17 protein-coding genes are annotated in these 15327 nt (G+C 72.0%); 11 read left to right on the top strand and 6 right to left on the bottom strand.

The window, feature by feature from the left end; all coding sequences use genetic code 11:
• Positions 1 to 13: 13 nt before the first annotated feature.
• On the bottom strand, positions 14 to 1168 hold the full coding sequence (locus tag ACGFI7_RS26770; protein WP_393409341.1) for an RtcB family protein: 1155 nt from the start codon (positions 1166 to 1168) through the stop codon (positions 14 to 16).
• 293 nt (positions 1169 to 1461) lie between these two features.
• On the opposite strand from ACGFI7_RS26770, the gene moaA reads away from it, so the two are divergent.
• From moaA to ACGFI7_RS26750, 4 genes are read left to right on the top strand one after another with little or no spacing between them, the layout of a single operon-like run.
• On the top strand, positions 1462 to 2451 hold the full coding sequence (gene moaA / locus ACGFI7_RS26765; RefSeq protein WP_393409339.1) for a GTP 3',8-cyclase MoaA: 990 nt from the start codon (positions 1462 to 1464) through the stop codon (positions 2449 to 2451).
• The gene (locus tag ACGFI7_RS26760; protein ID WP_393409338.1) at positions 2451 to 3602 is read left to right on the top strand and encodes a P1 family peptidase; all 1152 of its coding nucleotides are present in this window, start codon (positions 2451 to 2453) and stop codon (positions 3600 to 3602) included. The genes moaA and ACGFI7_RS26760 overlap by 1 nt, the downstream gene beginning before the upstream one ends.
• A 58-nt stretch (positions 3603 to 3660) precedes the next feature.
• Positions 3661 to 4293: a molybdenum cofactor guanylyltransferase gene (locus tag ACGFI7_RS26755; RefSeq protein WP_393409336.1), complete on the top strand. Its 633-nt coding sequence runs from the start codon at positions 3661 to 3663 to the stop codon at positions 4291 to 4293.
• A complete protein-coding gene (locus ACGFI7_RS26750; RefSeq protein ID WP_393409335.1) occupies positions 4277 to 4534 on the top strand; it encodes a DUF6457 domain-containing protein in 258 nt (85 codons plus the stop codon). Before ACGFI7_RS26755 ends, ACGFI7_RS26750 begins: the two co-directional genes overlap by 17 nt.
• Positions 4535 to 4850: 316 nt before the next feature.
• On the opposite strand, the gene ACGFI7_RS26745 is transcribed toward ACGFI7_RS26750, so the two are convergent.
• Positions 4851 to 5165 carry a DUF3099 domain-containing protein gene (locus ACGFI7_RS26745; protein WP_393409333.1) on the bottom strand — a complete coding sequence of 105 codons (315 nt, stop codon included), beginning with the start codon at positions 5163 to 5165 and terminating at the stop codon, positions 4851 to 4853.
• A 100-nt stretch (positions 5166 to 5265) separates the two neighbouring features.
• On the opposite strand from ACGFI7_RS26745, the gene ACGFI7_RS26740 reads away from it, so the two are divergent.
• Positions 5266 to 5478 carry a dodecin gene (locus ACGFI7_RS26740; RefSeq protein ID WP_393409331.1) on the top strand — a complete coding sequence of 71 codons (213 nt, stop codon included), beginning with the start codon at positions 5266 to 5268 and terminating at the stop codon, positions 5476 to 5478.
• A gap of 89 nt (positions 5479 to 5567) precedes the next feature.
• Positions 5568 to 6671: a carcinine hydrolase/isopenicillin-N N-acyltransferase family protein gene (locus ACGFI7_RS26735; RefSeq protein ID WP_393409330.1), complete on the top strand. Its 1104-nt coding sequence runs from the start codon at positions 5568 to 5570 to the stop codon at positions 6669 to 6671.
• On the opposite strand, the gene ACGFI7_RS26730 is transcribed toward ACGFI7_RS26735, so the two are convergent.
• Both ACGFI7_RS26730 and ACGFI7_RS26725 read right to left on the bottom strand, forming a co-directional pair.
• A complete protein-coding gene (locus ACGFI7_RS26730; protein ID WP_393409571.1) occupies positions 6655 to 8010 on the bottom strand; it encodes a metallopeptidase TldD-related protein in 1356 nt (451 codons plus the stop codon). The genes ACGFI7_RS26735 and ACGFI7_RS26730 overlap by 17 nt on opposite strands.
• A 14-nt stretch (positions 8011 to 8024) precedes the next feature.
• Positions 8025 to 9518 (bottom strand): TldD/PmbA family protein, encoded by a 1494-nt coding sequence (locus tag ACGFI7_RS26725; RefSeq protein WP_393409328.1) that lies wholly within the window; start codon positions 9516 to 9518, stop codon positions 8025 to 8027.
• A 77-nt stretch (positions 9519 to 9595) separates the two neighbouring features.
• Here ACGFI7_RS26725 and fabG point away from each other — a divergent pair, with 77 nt between their 5' ends.
• Both fabG and fabI read left to right on the top strand, forming a co-directional pair.
• On the top strand, positions 9596 to 10291 hold the full coding sequence (gene fabG, locus ACGFI7_RS26720; RefSeq protein ID WP_393409327.1) for a 3-oxoacyl-ACP reductase FabG: 696 nt from the start codon (positions 9596 to 9598) through the stop codon (positions 10289 to 10291).
• Between the two features lies 1 nt (position 10292).
• Positions 10293 to 11057 (top strand): enoyl-ACP reductase FabI, encoded by a 765-nt coding sequence (fabI, locus tag ACGFI7_RS26715; RefSeq protein ID WP_393409326.1) that lies wholly within the window; start codon positions 10293 to 10295, stop codon positions 11055 to 11057.
• Positions 11058 to 11279: 222 nt separating this feature from the next.
• Here the strand turns inward: fabI and ACGFI7_RS26710 are convergent, their stop codons facing one another.
• The gene (locus ACGFI7_RS26710) at positions 11280 to 12158 is read right to left on the bottom strand and encodes a hypothetical protein (RefSeq protein ID WP_393409324.1); all 879 of its coding nucleotides are present in this window, start codon (positions 12156 to 12158) and stop codon (positions 11280 to 11282) included.
• Between the two features lie 127 nt (positions 12159 to 12285).
• On the bottom strand, positions 12286 to 13233 hold the full coding sequence (locus ACGFI7_RS26705) for an aldo/keto reductase (protein ID WP_393409323.1): 948 nt from the start codon (positions 13231 to 13233) through the stop codon (positions 12286 to 12288).
• A 65-nt stretch (positions 13234 to 13298) separates the two neighbouring features.
• Between ACGFI7_RS26705 and ACGFI7_RS26700 the strand changes: the two genes are divergently transcribed.
• The 3 genes from ACGFI7_RS26700 to ACGFI7_RS26690 are packed head-to-tail and all read left to right on the top strand — an operon-like array spanning position 13299 to position 15304.
• The gene (locus tag ACGFI7_RS26700; protein WP_393409321.1) at positions 13299 to 13985 is read left to right on the top strand and encodes an MSMEG_4193 family putative phosphomutase; all 687 of its coding nucleotides are present in this window, start codon (positions 13299 to 13301) and stop codon (positions 13983 to 13985) included.
• 9 nt (positions 13986 to 13994) lie between these two features.
• Positions 13995 to 14543 carry a DUF3090 domain-containing protein gene (locus ACGFI7_RS26695; RefSeq protein ID WP_393409320.1) on the top strand — a complete coding sequence of 183 codons (549 nt, stop codon included), beginning with the start codon at positions 13995 to 13997 and terminating at the stop codon, positions 14541 to 14543.
• Positions 14540 to 15304: an SCO1664 family protein gene (locus ACGFI7_RS26690; RefSeq protein ID WP_393409318.1), complete on the top strand. Its 765-nt coding sequence runs from the start codon at positions 14540 to 14542 to the stop codon at positions 15302 to 15304. The genes ACGFI7_RS26695 and ACGFI7_RS26690 overlap by 4 nt, the downstream gene beginning before the upstream one ends.
• Positions 15305 to 15327 lie beyond the last annotated feature (23 nt).

The following is a 15327-nucleotide window of genomic DNA, read 5'->3' as shown; positions in this document are numbered from 1 at the left end:
CGCCTGATCGTACTCAGCCCTTGTAGTTGAACACCTGCCGCAGCGTGTGCTGCACGGTCACCAGATCCTTCTGGTCGTCCATCACCTGGTCGATCGACTTGTAGGCCTCCGGGTGCTCGTCGACGAGCGCGGCGGCGCGGTCGGCGTTCCAGGTGCGGCCGCGCATGGCCGCCTTCAGCGACGTCGCCGACAGCTCCCGCTTGGCCTTCGTCCGCGACATCCGACGCCCCGCCCCGTGCGCGCACGAGTGGTAGGAGTCGGGGTTGCCGCGCCCGGACACGATGTACGACCGCGCGCCCATCGAGCCGGGGATGACGCCCTCGTCTCCGGTGTCGGCCTTGATCGCGCCCTTCCTGGTGATCCACAACTCCTTGCCGTAGTGGGTCTCCAGCTGGGTGAAGTTGTGGTGACAGTTGATGGTTCGCACCCTCCGGCCCGTGCCGACCACCTGGAACAGCGCGTTGACCAGGACCTTGTCCATCCGGGCGCGCGAGGCCATGGCGTAGTGCTGGGACCAGAGCATGTCTGCGATGTAGGCGTCGAACTCCGGCGTGCTCTGCACCAGGTAGGCCAGATCCGGGTCCTCCAGGCCCATCTCCTGGCGCTTCATGAGCTTCTTGGCGCCGGTGATGTGCATGGTGGCCAGCTGGTTGCCGATGCCGCGCGAGCCGGAGTGGAGCACGGTCCACACGCGGTCGCGCTCGTCCAGGCAGACCTCGACGAAGTGGTTGCCCGAGCCCAGCGTGCCGAACTGGCGGGCGACCTTGGTCTCCTGCGCCGGCGTCAGGCTCGTGTGCGGGCGGCCGAGATCGCTGAGCGCCCGGTCCACCGACGGGTCCTCGTGGCCCTTGCCCACGCCGGCCGGGATCCGGCGCTCGACCAGCGGCATCAGCTTGTCGAGCGTGTCGGGCAGGTCGGCGGCGGTCAGCGTGGTCTCGGTGGCGACCATGCCGCAGCCGATGTCGACGCCGACGGCGGCCGGGATGATCGCGCCCTCGGTGGGGATGACCGAGCCGACCGTGGCGCCGATGCCGACATGCGCGTCGGGCATCAGCGCGACGTGACCGGACACGATCCGCATCCGGGCGGCGCGGGCCGCCTGCGCGATCGTGTGGTCGTCGATCTCGCTGGCCCACGACAGCAGGTTCGGGGCTGGCTGGTACGGCATGACGTGGAACTCCTTGTTCGTCCTTGATCCAGTCTGCCCGGACAAGATGGGTCCAGCCCACTCATTTATGCCGTCACGAAATTTCGGACGGTTGAATGGGGTTGTTACGATCGCCCTGTTACGACCCTCCCCGTACCCCCCGCGTGTTCTGTGACTCCCAGGGGCCACGCCACGCGCCCGTTCTCCAGGAGGCTGTACGGTGACGCACCGTTTTGAGACCGGACCGAGAGCGGACGTAGGCTGTCCTTTTGGCGCCCACGGGCCCATCGGCGCGACCACGGGAGGTGACGCCCATGCTGCGTGACTCGTTCGGGCGGGTGGCTACCGATCTTCGGGTGTCCCTCACGGACAAATGCAACCTGCGCTGCACGTACTGCATGCCGCCTGAAGGGCTCGACTGGCTGCCCAACGCCCAGCTCCTCACCGCCGACGAGATCGTCAGGCTCGTCACCATCGGCGTCGAACGCCTCGGCATCACCGAGGTCCGCTACACCGGCGGCGAGCCGCTGCTGCGCCGCGAGCTCACCGACATCGTGGCCCGCACCACCGCGCTGCGGCCCCGGCCGCAGGTCTCGCTCACCACCAACGGCATCGGCCTGGCCCGCACCGCCGACGCGCTCGCCGCCGCCGGGCTCGACCGGGTCAACGTCTCGCTCGACACCCTCGACCGCGACACCTTCAAGCGGCTGGCCCACCGCGACCGGCTGCCCGACGTGCTCGACGGCCTGGCCGCCGCGCACCGCGCCGGGCTGCGGCCCGTCAAGGTCAACGCGGTGCTCATGCGCGAGATCAACCAGCACGAGGCGGTGCCGCTGCTGCGCTGGTGTCTCGAACAGGGCTACGAGCTGCGCTTCATCGAGCAGATGCCGCTCGACGCCCAGCACGGCTGGAGCCGCGACGCCATGGTCACCGCCGACGAGATCCTGGCGCTGCTGTCCGCCTCCTTCGACCTCACCCCCGACGACCTGGAGGAGCGCGGCAGCGCGCCGGCCGAGCGGTTCCTGGTCGACGGCGGGCCCGCCCGGGTGGGCGTGATCGGGTCGGTGACCCGGCCGTTCTGCGGCGCCTGCGACCGCGTACGGCTCACCGCCGACGGGCAGATCCGCAACTGCCTGTTCGCCCGCGAGGAGTCCGACCTCAAGGCCGCGATGCGGGCCGGGGCCACCGACGACGAACTGGCCGACCGGTGGCGCGCCGCCGTGGCGGGCAAGCGTCCCGGCCACGGCATCGACGACCCCACCTTCCTCCAGCCGGCCCGCCCCATGTCGGCGATCGGCGGCTAGTGCGGGCCCGCGACCTGGGCCTCACCTCCGGCGAGCGCGGCACCCACAACGCGATCACCGACGTGCCCGGCGTACGCGTCGGGCACGTCACCCTCGTCCGCGACCCCGGCATCCGCACCGGCGTCACCGCGATCGTGCCCGGCGACGCCGGCCCGCGCGCCCCGCTGCCCGCCGGACTGTTCACCGGCAACGGCCACGGCAAGCTCGTCGGCGCCACCCAGCTCGCCGAGCTGGGCGCGCTGGAGTCGCCGATCGTGCTCACGGCCACGCTGTCGGCGTTCCGCGCCGCCGACGCGCTGGTGACGTGGATGCTCGCGCAGCCCGGGTGCGCCGGAGTACGGACGTTCAACCCGGTGGTCGGAGAGTGCAACGACGGCCTCCTGTCCGACATCCGGGCCCGCCCCGTCACCGAGGCCCACGTCCTGGAGGCCGTCGCCTCGGCCGCCCGCGGCCCGGTCGCCGAGGGCTGCGTCGGCGCGGGCACCGGCACCACCGCGCTCGGCTTCAAGTCGGGCATCGGCACCGCCTCCCGCGTGGTCCGCGCCGGAGACGCCCCGATCACCTTGGGCGCCCTCGTCCAGACCAACTTCGGCGGCACCCTCCGCCTCCACGGCCACCCCATCACCCCCACCTCTTTGGGCCTCCCCACCCCACCCTCCCCGGTCCCCAGCCCTCCAGACCCGCCCACCCCGGCCTCTTCGGTCCTCCCTGCTCCGGGCGCCCGCTCGGGCGCGGCCGAGACCGCCGCTCGGGGCGGGTCTGCCCGGCCGGATCTTTCTACAGGTTCCGGGGGAGGGGGTGAGGGGGAGGCCGGGTCTTGCATGATCGTGGTCGCGACCGACGCGCCCGTGGACGCCCGGCAGCTGACCCGGCTGGCCAGGCGGGCCGTGTTCGCGCTCGCCCGTGTCGGGGCCGACTACAGCCACGGGAGCGGCGACTACGCCATCGCCTTCACCACCAGCACCGGCCTCGCCCCCATGCCCGACCACGCCCTGAACCCGTTGTTCGGCGCAGTCTTGGACGCCGTCGAGGAGGCCGTGCTCAACTCACTCCTGGCGGCGGAGACGACCGTGGGCGTCGGCGGCCGCGTCGCCCACGCGCTCCCCGCGGCCCGCCTCAGGGACTTCCTGCGCGACCACGAGCGGGCATGATCCCATGCAAGCCGCGTGGACGGTGTTTCCCTTCCCGAGGAGTGCGTACGGTGGAAGCGTGTTCGACGCGGTGATCCTGGCCGGCGGCAGGGCCGAGCGGCTGGGCGGAGTGGACAAGCCCGGCCTGGAGGTGGGCGGCGTCCCCATGGCCGCCAACGTGGCCGCCGCCGCCCGGGACGCCGCCCGGACGACCGCAGGGTCCGACGGCGGGCGGGTCATCGTCGTGGGGCCGCCGCGGGCCATCCCGGACGCCGTGTTCGTCCGCGAGGACCCTCCCGGCGCCGGGCCCGTCCCGGCTCTGCGCGCCGGACTCGCCGAAGTGACCGCCCCCTGGGTGATCCTGCTGGCCGCCGACCTGCCCTTCCTGGCCCCGCCCCACCTCGCCATCCTCCTGGAGCGGACCGGCGACCCGGCTTCCCGGCAGGCCGCCATGGCCGCGGATCCAGGCGTACGGGCCGGTACCGAGGTTCGCGGGGTGGTCGCCGTGGACGGCGACGGGCGGGAGCAGTGGCTGCTCGGCGTGTGGCAGGCCGCCGCGCTGCGGCAGGCGCTGGCCGCCTACGAGGACCGGTCGCTGCGCGGCTTGCTGGGGCCGCTCGCGGACCGGCGGGTGCCGCTGCCGCGCGAGGCGTGGTTCGACTGTGACACTGGGGACGACCTGAAGGAGGCTCGGAATGAACGTGCTCGCTGAGTGGACGGCGCTGGCCTGCGAGGAGCTGGGCATCGACCCGGCCCGGGTGGACCGCGACCAGATCCTGGAGCTGACCAAGGAGGTCGCGCACGGGGTGGCCCGACCGGCCGCGCCGCTGACCGCGTACCTGCTGGGCCTGGCGCAGGGCGCCGGGACCGCGCCGGAGGAGGCGGTGGCGCGGCTGACCGCGCTGGCCAGGAATTGGGGCCAGACCGCAACCGAGAAACTGACCGACGGCTGACACTGGAACGAACTCACGAAGTCAACCCCCGCCCGAACCTGAAGATTTCCTGTGAATTCTGGGACGGGCGGGGTGTAAACGATTTCGGGAAAGCGGCCCTATCCGACTGCGAAGCCGGCACACAGATAGATCATCCGCATTCGAAAGTTTTGCCGGGAGAAGGGCGACGCCGGGTGGTTACGGGGGCAAACCACCCGGCGTCGCTTCATCGGCGTTCCGACGGGGGCCCGGAACGCCGGCACCAGCACTCCGACGGGGGACCGGAGCGCTTGGCTAAAGCGTACACCTACAACCCGTGGGATGCGTCAAGACTTAGTCACGACCCGATCTCGCGTCGATGCAGCGGTATCTCGCTTTGGTTAGCTTCGGGGGTCTGAAAGGTGGGAGGAGGGGCGTCCTTCCCACGCTCATTGGCCCCGATAACCGCTATGTACGGCAAAAAGACCGCACCGGCGATGAACAGCAGCTTGTACGGCCACGGCAGCGGCACCACCACGGCCAGGATCAGGCAGATCGTGCGGATGCCCATCTTGATGAGGTAGCTCCGCTCGCGGTGGCGGATGTCGGCGCTCAACGGCGGTCTGGCATCCGTGACGGTGTGGACCGCCTGCTTCCTGCGCCAACTCCTCATACCTCTCACGTTAGACCTCGGACGGGCCGGCGGCGACAGAGCCCCCGGACGGAGGCACAGGTCATGCGATCATGGCCTTGGAGTAAGGGAGGATCGGGAGATGACGGATCGTACGTACCGCGTGACCGAGATCGTCGGCACTTCTCAGGAGAGCGTCGACCAGGCCATCCGCAACGGCATCAGGCGGGCCTCGCAGACCCTGCGCCACCTCGACTGGTTCGAGGTGACCGAGGTGCGCGGCCACATCGACGCGGGGGAGGTGGCCCACTTCCAGGTCGGCATGAAGGTCGGCTTCCGCCTCGAGGACTCCTGACCCGCCGCACGCCCGCCGCACGCCCGCCGCACGCCCGCCGTTCCCGCCCGAGGGGTGACGGATCGGCGAGCGGGCGGCACACTTCGGTCATGCGCAGCCGTACCGCGGTGGTGCTGACGGCACTGCTCCTCGTGTCCCAGGCGGCGTGCTCGCAGGAGCGCCCCGTACGGCAGAGCCCGGCGTCACAGCAGAGCCCGGCGTCACAGCAGAGCCCGGCGTCACAGCAGAGCCCGGCGTCACAGCAGAGCCCGGCGTCACAGCAGAGCCCGGCGTCACAGCAGAGCCCGGTGTTACGGCAGAGCCAGGAGCAGATCGAGCGGACGGCGGGCAGCCTGCGGCGGCTCGACGACCTGCCGATGTACGTGATGACCTATCACGGCGGCTACGACGCCGAGGCGCCGCTCACCGACGAGGAGCTGGCCCGGCCCGACAGCGCCTGGGCGTGCTCGCTGTTCGCCCGGGGCCCGGGCTCCGCGGGCGGGCCCGAGTTCGGGCGCAACTTCGACTGGGACCCGCACGCCGCCATGGTGGTGCACGCCGACCCGCCCGGCGGGTACGCCTCGATCTCCGTCTCCGACGTCTCGTACGTGCTCGGCGGCGAGTCCACCGGCGGCCCCGACCTGACGGACCCGCGGCACCGGCGGCGGCTCGGCCACGCGGTGCTGCTGCCGTTCGACGGCATGAACGAGAAGGGCCTGGCGGTCGGCCTGGCCCAGACGCCCGACGCCGAGCTGCCCGCCAGGACGCCCGGGCGCGTCCTGGTGGGCACCACGCGCGTCATCCGGCTGATGCTCGACCACGCCGCCACCGTGGACGAGGCGATCGCGCTCATGGGCCGCTACGACGTCGAGTTCACCGGCGGGCCGCAGGTGCACTACCTGATCGCCGACAGGACCGGCCGGGCCGTGGTCGCCGAGTACGGCGGCGGCCGGCTGCACGTCGTCGACGACCGGATCCTCACCAACATCACCATGGCCGGCACCCGGCCGGACGACCGGCTGTCGGACGCCCGCTACGCCGCCCTGGCCGAGGGTGCCGGCACCCGCGCCGACGCCCTCGACCTGCTGCGCGAGGTGGCGCAGCCGCACACCCGCTGGTCGATCGTCTACGACCTGGACGACCTCACCGCCCGGCTGGTCACCGGGCGGCGCTGGGCCAGGGTGCACGAACTGGCGATCAGCTCGCCTGGCTGACCGTCGACATGTTGAAGTCGGGCACCCGCACGGCGGGCATGACGGTGCGGGTGAAGTAGTCGCCCCACTCGCGCGCCAGCGTCTGCTGGGACCGGCCCACCTCGCTCAGCCGGCCCAGCAGGTCGACGGGGCTCTCGTTGAACCGGAAGTTGTTGACCTCGCCCACCACCTCGCCGTGCTCGACCAGGTAGACGCCGTCGCGGGTGAGCCCGGTCAGCAGGAGCGTCTGCGGGTCGACCTCGCGGATGTACCACAGGCAGGTCAGCAGCAGCCCCCGGCTGGTGGACGCGATCATGTCGTCGAGCGAGCGGCCCTCGTCGGGACCCTTCATGATCAGGTTGTCGATGGCGGGCGTCACCGGCAGCCCGCTCAGCTCGGCCGAGTAGCGGGTCTGCAGCAGCGACTCCAGCCGCCCCTCGCGGATCCAGTCGGTGGCCGACAGCGGCAGCCCGTTGTCGAACACCGAGCTCTGCCGGCCGGAGGCATGGGCCATCACGAACGGCGCGCAGGCGATGCCCTCGGCCGCGGGGTCGCTGGAGAGGGTCACCGGCACCGTGGCGAGCTGGTCGCCCACCCGGGTGCCGCCGCCCGGCCTGGCGAACACCGAGCGGCCGTCCACGGCGTCCCTCGCGCCCGCGGACCAGAACATGTAGACCATCAGGTCGGCCACCGCCGTGGGCGGCAGCAGCGTCTCGTAGCGGCCCGCGGGCAGGTCGACCCGCGTCTTGGCCCAGTCGAGCCGCCGCGCCAGCCCGGCGTCGAGCGCGGCCACGTCGACGTCGGTGAAGTCCTTGGTGGACACCCCGGCCCACGCCGAACGCTTCAGGTCGGCGGACTTGGCGTTGAGCTCCAGCCGCCCGGTCGGCTGGTCGTGGCGCAGCCGCAGGCCCGCGGACGTGCCGAGGAAGGTCGAGGTGAGGGTGTGCTCGGCGAACCCGTACAGCCTCCTGCCGCCCGACTCGGCGGCCGAGAACGCCTCGCCGAGCGCGGGCGCGAACTCCTCGAACACCCCGATGCCGGTGGGCGGCACCGGCTCGTCCCAGGAAGGGCTCGCCGGCACGCCGGACACCAGCTCGCGGGCGTCCTCGGCGGGCTGCGCGTCGCGCGCCGCCGCGTCGGCGGCGCCCACCACGTCGGCGAGCTGCTCGGGGCGCACGGCGGCGCGCGACACCATGCCCACGCCCTGCCCGGCCACCGAGATCACGGTGAGGCGGTTGGAGCGGGCCACGCCGTTGGTGGTCAGCGTGTTGCCCGCGAACCGCAGGTTGGCCGTGGAGTGCTCGTCGACGAGCACCACGCACCCGTCGGCCGTGGAGAGCTCCAGCGCCCTCTCCACCATCTCCTGGGGAGTCGTCACTTTCCGCCCTCCTGAACGGTGTTGAGGATCCGGACGTTCCTGAACAGCGCCGACGGGCAGCCGTGACTGACCGGCGCGACCTGCCCCGGCTGGCCCTTGCCGCAGTTGAACGCGCCGCCCAGGACGTAGGTGTCAGGGCCGCCGACGGCCTCCATCGACTGCCAGAAGTCGGTCGTGGTGGCCTGGTAGGCGAAGTCGCGGACCTGCCCGGCCAGCTTGCCGTGGGAGATCCGGTAGGCGCGCTGCCCGGTGAACTGGAAGTTGTAGCGCTGCATGTCGATCGACCAGCTCTTGTCGCCGACGATGTAGAGTCCCCGCTCCACCCCGGAGATCAGCTCCTCGGTGGACGGGCCGTCAGGCGCGGGCCGGAGCGACACGTTGGCCATCCGCTGGATCGGCGTGTGGCCCGGCGAGTCGGCGAACGCGCACCCGTTGGACCGGCCGAACCCCTTCATCAGCGCCATCCGCCGGTCGAGCTGGTAGCCGACCAGGACGCCGTCGCGGACGATGTCGAAGCTCTGCCCCTGCACGCCCTCGTCGTCGAAGCCGACCGTGGCCAGCCCGTGCTCGACGGTGCGGTCGCCGGTGACGTTCATCAGCGGCGAACCGTACACCAGCTCGCCGAGCTGGTCGAAGGTGGCGAAGCTGGTGCCGGCGTAGGCGGCCTCGTAGCCGAGCGCCCGGTCGAGCTCGGTGGCGTGGCCGATCGACTCGTGGATGGTCAGCCACAGGTTGGACGGGTCGATCACCAGGTCGTAGTCGCCCGCCTCGACCGACGGCGCGGCCAGCTTCTCCTCCAGGTGCAGCGGCAGCGCGGCCAGCTCGCTCTGCCAGTCCCACCCCGTGCCGGTCAGGTATTCGTAGCCGCGCCCGGCGGGCGGCGCGATCGTCGACATGTCGTCGAACCCGGTCTCCGACGCCTTCATGGCGTTGAGCTGCGGGTAGAGGCGGACCCGCTGCTGCGTGGTCGTGGTGCCGCCCGTGTCGGCGTAGAACTTCTGCTCCTTGATCTGCAGGAGCGCGGCCGAGACGTGGTCGGCGCCCTTGAGCAGCCCCGCCGACCAGTCGGCCAGCAGCGCCACCTTGTCGGCCTGGGGCACCTCGAACGGGTCGACCTCGTAGGGCGACACCCAGACGGCGTCGGCGTGGACCGGCTCGGGGGCCAGCTCGATGGGCTCGCGGTTGATGGGGGCGCTGACCTCCGCCACCCGCACCGCCTGCTCGGCCACCCGCGCGGCGGCCTCCGGGGTGAGATCGATGCCGGCGGCGAAGCCCCAGGTGCCGCCCTTGACGACACGGACGGCATAGCCCAGGTCGTCGGCGTCGGCGGCGCCTTGGAGCCGGGCGTCGTAGAGGCTGAGCGTCTCGGCGCGGATGCGTTCCAGCCGGAAGTCTGCGTGTTCGGCGCCCAGGTCGCGGGCGCGCTGCAACGCTGCGTCCGCGAGCCGCCGCAGCGGGAGCGCGAGGAAGTCGGAGTCGATCTGGCGCATGTCCACGATCCTAACCCCGTGATCTTGTACCACCCGGATAAGCGGGTACCGGCCGGTAGCAGATAGCGTCAGGTGCCATGGCTCGCTCTGTACTCGTCACCGGAGGCAATCGCGGCATAGGCCTCGCGATCGCCCGTGAACTCGCCGCCGGCGGCGACGCCGTCGCCGTCACCTATCGCTCTGGAGAGCCGCCGGAAGGGCTGTTCGGGGTCAGGTGCGACGTGACCAGCACGGCCGACGTCGAGGCCGCCTTCGACAAGGTCGAGGCGGAGCACGGCCCGGTCGAGGTCCTCGTCTCCAACGCCGGCATCACCAAGGACACCCTGCTGGCGATGATGAAGGAAGAGACCTTCACCGACGTCATCGACGCCAACCTCACCGGCGCCTACCGCGTCGCCAAGCGGGCCATCCGGCCCATGATGCGGCTCAAGCGCGGCCGCGTCATCCTCATCTCCTCCGTGATCAGCATGCTCGGCCAGGCCGGCCAGTCCAACTACGCCGCCTCCAAGGCCGGGCTGATCGGCTTCGCCCGCTCCCTGGCCCGCGAGTACGGCTCGCGCGGCATCACGGTCAACGTGGTCTCGCCCGGGTTCGTGGCCACCGACATGACGGCCGAGCTCGACACCGAGGCGATCGTCAAGAACATCCCCCTCGGGCGCCAGGCGACCCCCGGGGAGGTCGCGCGCGTCGTCCGCTTCCTGGCGAGCGACGACGCCTCCTACATCACCGGGGCCGTGATCCCCGTCGACGGCGGTCTGGGAATGGGGCACTGACGTGGGCATACTCGAAGGCAAGCGGATTCTCGTGACCGGCGTGCTGACCGACGCGTCCATCGCGTTCTCGGTCGCCAAGCTGGCCCAGGAGGAGGGCGCGACCGTGGTGCTCACCGGCTTCGGCCGGCTGAGCCTGGTCGAGCGGATCGCCAAGCGGCTGCCCGCGCCCGCCCCGGTGCTGGAGCTCGACGTGCAGGACACCGACCAGCTCGGCACGCTGGCCGCCCGGGTCGGCGAGCACGTCGACGGCCTCGACGGGGTCGTCCACTCCATCGGCTTCGCCCCGCAGTCGGCGCTCGGCGGCAACTTCCTCAACACCGCGTGGGAGGACGTCGCCACCGCCCTGCACATCTCCACCTACTCCTACAAGTCGCTCGCGGTGGCTTGCCTGCCGCTGATGAAGGACGGCGGCGCGGTCGTCGGCCTCGACTTCGACGCCAGCAAGGCCTGGCCGGTCTACGACTGGATGGGCGTGGCCAAGGCCGGCCTCGAGTCGTGCAACCGCTACCTCGCCCGCGACCTGGGCAAGCACGGCATCCGGGTCAACCTCGTGGCCGCCGGGCCGCTGCGCACCATGGCGGCCAAGTCGATCCCGGGCTTCAAGGAGTTCGAGGAGAGCTGGCCCGACCGCGCCCCGCTCGGCTGGGACCTCGCCGACACGGTCCCGGCCGCCCGCGCCTGCGTGGCGCTCATGTCCGACTGGTTCCCCGCCACCACCGGCGAGATCGTGCACGTCGACGGCGGCGTCCACGCCATCGGCGGCTGACCTCACGCGAGCCGATGACTGATCTCAGGCGAGCCGGTGGCTGACCTCGCGTGAGCCGATGGCTGACCTCATGTGAGCCGGTGGCTGATCTCGCGTGAGCCGGTGGCTGATCTCGCGTGAGCCGGTGGCTGATCTCGCGTGAGCCGGTGGCTGATCTCGCGTGAGCCGATGGCTGACCTCGCGTGAGCCGGTGGCTGACCTCACGCGAGCCGGTGGCTGATCTCAGGCGAGGCGGTGGCGGCCCGCCGGCTCGAACGGCATCGACTCCTGCGGCTCGCCGCGGCGCCTGCGCTGCTGCACCACGCGGCTGGCCAGGATCGCCGTGGCGAGCAGCACCACGGTCAGCGTGGTGCCCACCACGTCGGAGGCCGGCGCGACCGGCCGCACCACCGGCTCCCTGCCCACCGGCAGGGGCAGCTCGTCGGTGAACGGGTTGGGCCACAGCAGGTCGATCCGGAGGTCCTCGGGGTCGGCGGCGGGCTCGTCGGTGACCGGCTCCTCGCTGCCGTCGATGGAGTGGGTCTCCCGCATGGGCGGCTGCGTCGGCCAGGTCGTCGGCACCGCCTCCGCGTCCTCCTCGCGGTCGGCGCGGCGGCGCTCCTGCGGCTCGTCGTCGGTCTTGGTCTCGGTCTCGGGCTCGGCCGTGTCGCGGCCCGTCGCCCGCGGGCTGGGCCGCAGCGTCTCCTCCAGCAGGCCCTCGTCCTCGCAGGCCAGGCCCGGCAGGCACACGTCGCCGAGCGGCTCCGGCAGCAGGGTCTTCCTGGGCTTGGTGGAGGGCGTGGAGTCGGCCGACGGCGCGCCCGACGGCTTCGCGCGGGTGGTGGGCACGGCCTCGCCGACGGTGCCGAGCACCTTGTCGGTGGTCTTGCCGAGGCCGTCGGTGAGGGGCTCGGTGAGCCCGCCGGTCAGCTTGTCGACGGTGCCGGTGACGGCGCCCACGGCGTCGCACAGGCCGTTGGTCACCCCGGAGAGGAGGCCGCCCCCGCCGTGCTCGCAGTCGCCGGCCCGCGCCGCCTGGGCCGCCGCCGGGACCGCGGCGATCGGAAGAGCCGCGATCGACACCGCGAGGATCCCAGCCGAGATCGCGGTCCTGCTCCCCATCCGTCCCCTCCCGCGTCGCTTCCGAGGAAAATCCTTATGGGTACGGGGCGGACGACGCAGGGTTTTTCTCGGTAAAGTTGCGATTCGGTATCGACTAGTGATACGCGAGTGGGGCTCTCTTTCGTCGTCATTCGGGGGACGAGACGTCATCAAGGGCCTCTCGGATCTCGATCGGAAGCTCCAGGTCTTCGGCGAGCAGCGTGCCCTTCAGCTGCGCGAGCGTGCGCGCCCCGACGATCGCCGAGGCGATCCCCGGCTGGTCGCGGGCCCAAGACAGCGCCACCGCCGTCGGCGAGACGCCCAGCCCCTCGGCGGCCGTCACGACCGACTCGACCACGCTGCGGGACCGGTCGTCGAGGTAGGGCCGGATGAAGTCGGCGAAATGCGGGGTTGCGGCGCGGGAGTCGGCGGGGATGCCGGTGCGGTACTTGCCGGTCAGCACCCCGCGGCCGAGCGGCGACCAGGCGAGCACGCCCACGCCCAGGTGGTGGGCGGCGGGCAGCAGCTCGCGCTCGGCGTCGCGGGCCAGCAGGGAGTATTCGGTCTGCGCCGAGGTGATCGGCGCACGGCCGGGGATCACCCGCTGGGTCACCGAGGCCGCGGCGAGCTGCCAGCCGGTGTAGTCGCACACGCCCGCGTACAGCGCCCGCCCGGAGGAGACGATGGCGTCGAGCGCGGCCAGCGTCTCGTCGAGGGGCACCTCGGCGTCATAGGTGTGCAGCTGCCACAGGTCGACGTAGTCGACGCCGAGGCGGCTCAGCGAGTCGTCGACGGCCGCGATGAGGTGGCGCCGGGAGGCGTCGCGCGGCCGGCGGCCCATCGGCGTCACCACCGCCTTGGTGGAGATCACCAGCTCCCCGCGCGGCACCTGGTCGCGCAGCAGGCGGCCGAGCACCCGCTCGGCGTCGCCGCCGGTGTAGACGTCGGCCGTGTCGACGAGCGTGCCGCCCGCGTCGAGGAACATCCCCAGCTGCGCCGCCGCGTCGTCGGTGTCGGTGTCACGCCCCCACGTCATCGTGCCCAGGCCCAGCCGGGACACCGACAGGCCGCTGCGGCCGACATAGCGCTGCTCCATGATCCCGCCAGATTACCGCTCGGGCGGGTCGTACGCAGAGACAGCGGCCTGCGACACTTGGGTGGATGACCACGCTGCTTCTGGCCCGGCACGGGCTGACCGACCTGACGGGGCCGGTGCTGGCCGGCCGCACCCCCGGCGTCCACCTCAGCGACGCGGGCCGCGCGCAGGCCGCCGCGCTGGCGGAGCGGATCGCCGGCGTACGGCTCGACGCGATCGTCTCCAGCCCGCTGGAGCGCTGCCACGAGACCGCCGAGGCCGTCGCGGCGGGCCGCGGGCTGAGCGTGCTGACCGATGACCGGTTGCTCGAGTGCGACTACGGCGACTGGACCGGGCGCGAGCTGAAGGAGCTCGCCAAGGATCCGCTCTGGCCGGTGGTGCAGGCCCACCCCAGCGCGGCGGCGTTCCCCGGCGGCGAGCCCATGGCCGCGATGCAGCACCGCGCCGTGGCCGCGATCCGGGAGTGGAATCACCGCCTGGGGGAGAAGGCTGTCTACCTCGCCTGCAGTCACGGAGACGTGATCAAGGCGATCGTCGCCGACGCCCTGGGGCTGCACCTCGATCAGTTTCAACGGATAACTGCTGATCCAGCCGCTCTCACCGTTATTCGCTATGCCCCCTTGCGTCCCTTTGTTCTCAGGCTCAACGATATGGGTGAATTGAGGCTTCCCGAGGATTCGGAGGAGAAAGACGGGGGAGAAAACTCCACCGGGAGCGATGCCGCCGTCGGCGGCGGGCCCGGGACCACGTAAGGTCAGGCTATGCCGGTCTTCGACTACGACCCGCCGGAGAGGTTCGTGGCGGGCGCCCTCGGCCAGCCGGGTGCGCGCGCCTTCTTTCTGCAGGCCAGGTCCGAGGGGCGACTGACCACGGTCGCGTTGGAGAAACTGCAGGTGGCGGCGCTCGCGGGCCGGCTCGAAGAGCTGCTCGACGAGGTGCTGAGGCGCAGCGGAGGGGCCGCCCACGTGCCCGCCGTCGCCCCCGCCGACCTGGCCGACGAAGCGCCGCTCGACCTCCCCGTGTCCGAGGACTTCCGGGTCGGCACGATGGCGCTGGCGTGGGATCCCGACCGGTCCCAGGTGGTCATCGAGGCACAGGAGATGGTCGACGAGGAAGACCTCGACGCGCCCGAGCCCGCGGTGCTGCGGGTGCGCATCAGCGCCGGCGCCGCGCGGGCCTTCACCCAGCGGGCGCTGGAGATCGTCGCGGCGGGCCGCCCGCCGTGCCCCCTGTGCGCGCAGCCGCTCGACGCCGAGGGGCATGTGTGCGTACGTCTCAACGGCTACCGCGGAGGTGAGGCGGCTTCATGACCGCTCCGGAGAGCGAGCCCGCCGTCAAGGCTGCCCTCCCCTCGGCCATGGACGAGGAGGAGACGCTCAAGCTGCTCCGTGACGGCCGCCTGGAGATGGCCGGGCGCCTCGTCGAAGCCACCAACATGACCCTCTACTGCACGGTCCGGCTGGGCGAGCGCTCGGCCGCGTGCGTCTACAAGCCGGTCCGCGGCGAGCGCCCGCTGTGGGACTTCCCCGACGGCACCCTCGCCGCCCGCGAGGTCGCCGCCTATGAGGTCTCCCAGGCCACCGGCTGGCACATCGTGCCGCCCACGGTCTACCGCGACGGGCCGTTCGGGCCCGGCATGTGCCAGCTGTGGATCGACACCGAGCGCGAGGTCGACCTGATGCGGCTGGTGCGCAGCCGCAACCCGGTGGTGCGCCGGATGGCGGTCTTCGACGCGGTGGTCAACAACGCCGACCGCAAGGGCGGCCACCTGCTGCCGCTGTCGACCGGTCACGTCTACGGGGTCGACCACGGCGTCTGCTTCGCCGTCGAGGACAAGCTCCGCACCGTCCTGTGGCAGTGGCGGGGCAAACCGCTGGCACGCGAGGCGGTGGGCGTGCTGGCCAAGCTGGAGCGCGAGCTCGACTCCGGCTCGCTCGGCCGCAGGCTGCGCGAGCTGCTGACCACGGCCGAGGTCGAGGCGACCTGGAAGCGCGTGCGGCGGCTGCTCGACACCGGGGTCCATCCGTACCCCTTCGAGGGCTGGCCTGCCATCCCCTGGCCGCCCATCTGAGCAGGTTTTGTACGCTTTGCCCC

It is taken from the genome of Nonomuraea sp. NPDC048826 (assembly GCF_043198225.1).
GTDB lineage: Bacteria > Actinomycetota > Actinomycetes > Streptosporangiales > Streptosporangiaceae > Nonomuraea.
The sequence above is the reverse complement of the archived record's forward strand: the minus strand, read 5'-3'. Positions and strand labels throughout refer to the sequence as shown.

Excerpts from the sequence above, each read along its gene's own strand:
- ACGFI7_RS26735 (WP_393409330.1), top strand. The coding sequence starts at position 5,568 with ATGCGCAGCCGTACCGCGGTGGTGCTGACGGCACTGCTCCTCGTGTCC.
- ACGFI7_RS26695 (WP_393409320.1), top strand. The coding sequence starts at position 13,995 with ATGCCGGTCTTCGACTACGACCCGCCGGAGAGGTTCGTGGCGGGCGCC.
- ACGFI7_RS26770 (WP_393409341.1), bottom strand. The coding sequence starts at position 1,168 with ATGCCGTACCAGCCAGCCCCGAACCTGCTGTCGTGGGCCAGCGAGATC.
- ACGFI7_RS26690 (WP_393409318.1), top strand. The coding sequence starts at position 14,540 with ATGACCGCTCCGGAGAGCGAGCCCGCCGTCAAGGCTGCCCTCCCCTCG.
- ACGFI7_RS26710 (WP_393409324.1), bottom strand. The coding sequence starts at position 12,158 with ATGGGGAGCAGGACCGCGATCTCGGCTGGGATCCTCGCGGTGTCGATC.
- ACGFI7_RS26740 (WP_393409331.1), top strand. The coding sequence starts at position 5,266 with ATGACGGATCGTACGTACCGCGTGACCGAGATCGTCGGCACTTCTCAG.
- ACGFI7_RS26700 (WP_393409321.1), top strand. The coding sequence starts at position 13,299 with ATGACCACGCTGCTTCTGGCCCGGCACGGGCTGACCGACCTGACGGGG.
- ACGFI7_RS26750 (WP_393409335.1), top strand. The coding sequence starts at position 4,277 with ATGAACGTGCTCGCTGAGTGGACGGCGCTGGCCTGCGAGGAGCTGGGC.
- moaA (WP_393409339.1), top strand. The coding sequence starts at position 1,462 with ATGCTGCGTGACTCGTTCGGGCGGGTGGCTACCGATCTTCGGGTGTCC.
- fabG (WP_393409327.1), top strand. The coding sequence starts at position 9,596 with ATGGCTCGCTCTGTACTCGTCACCGGAGGCAATCGCGGCATAGGCCTC.
- ACGFI7_RS26730 (WP_393409571.1), bottom strand. The coding sequence starts at position 8,010 with ATGGTGGAGAGGGCGCTGGAGCTCTCCACGGCCGACGGGTGCGTGGTG.
- ACGFI7_RS26725 (WP_393409328.1), bottom strand. The coding sequence starts at position 9,518 with ATGCGCCAGATCGACTCCGACTTCCTCGCGCTCCCGCTGCGGCGGCTC.
- ACGFI7_RS26705 (WP_393409323.1), bottom strand. The coding sequence starts at position 13,233 with ATGGAGCAGCGCTATGTCGGCCGCAGCGGCCTGTCGGTGTCCCGGCTG.
- ACGFI7_RS26745 (WP_393409333.1), bottom strand. The coding sequence starts at position 5,165 with ATGAGGAGTTGGCGCAGGAAGCAGGCGGTCCACACCGTCACGGATGCC.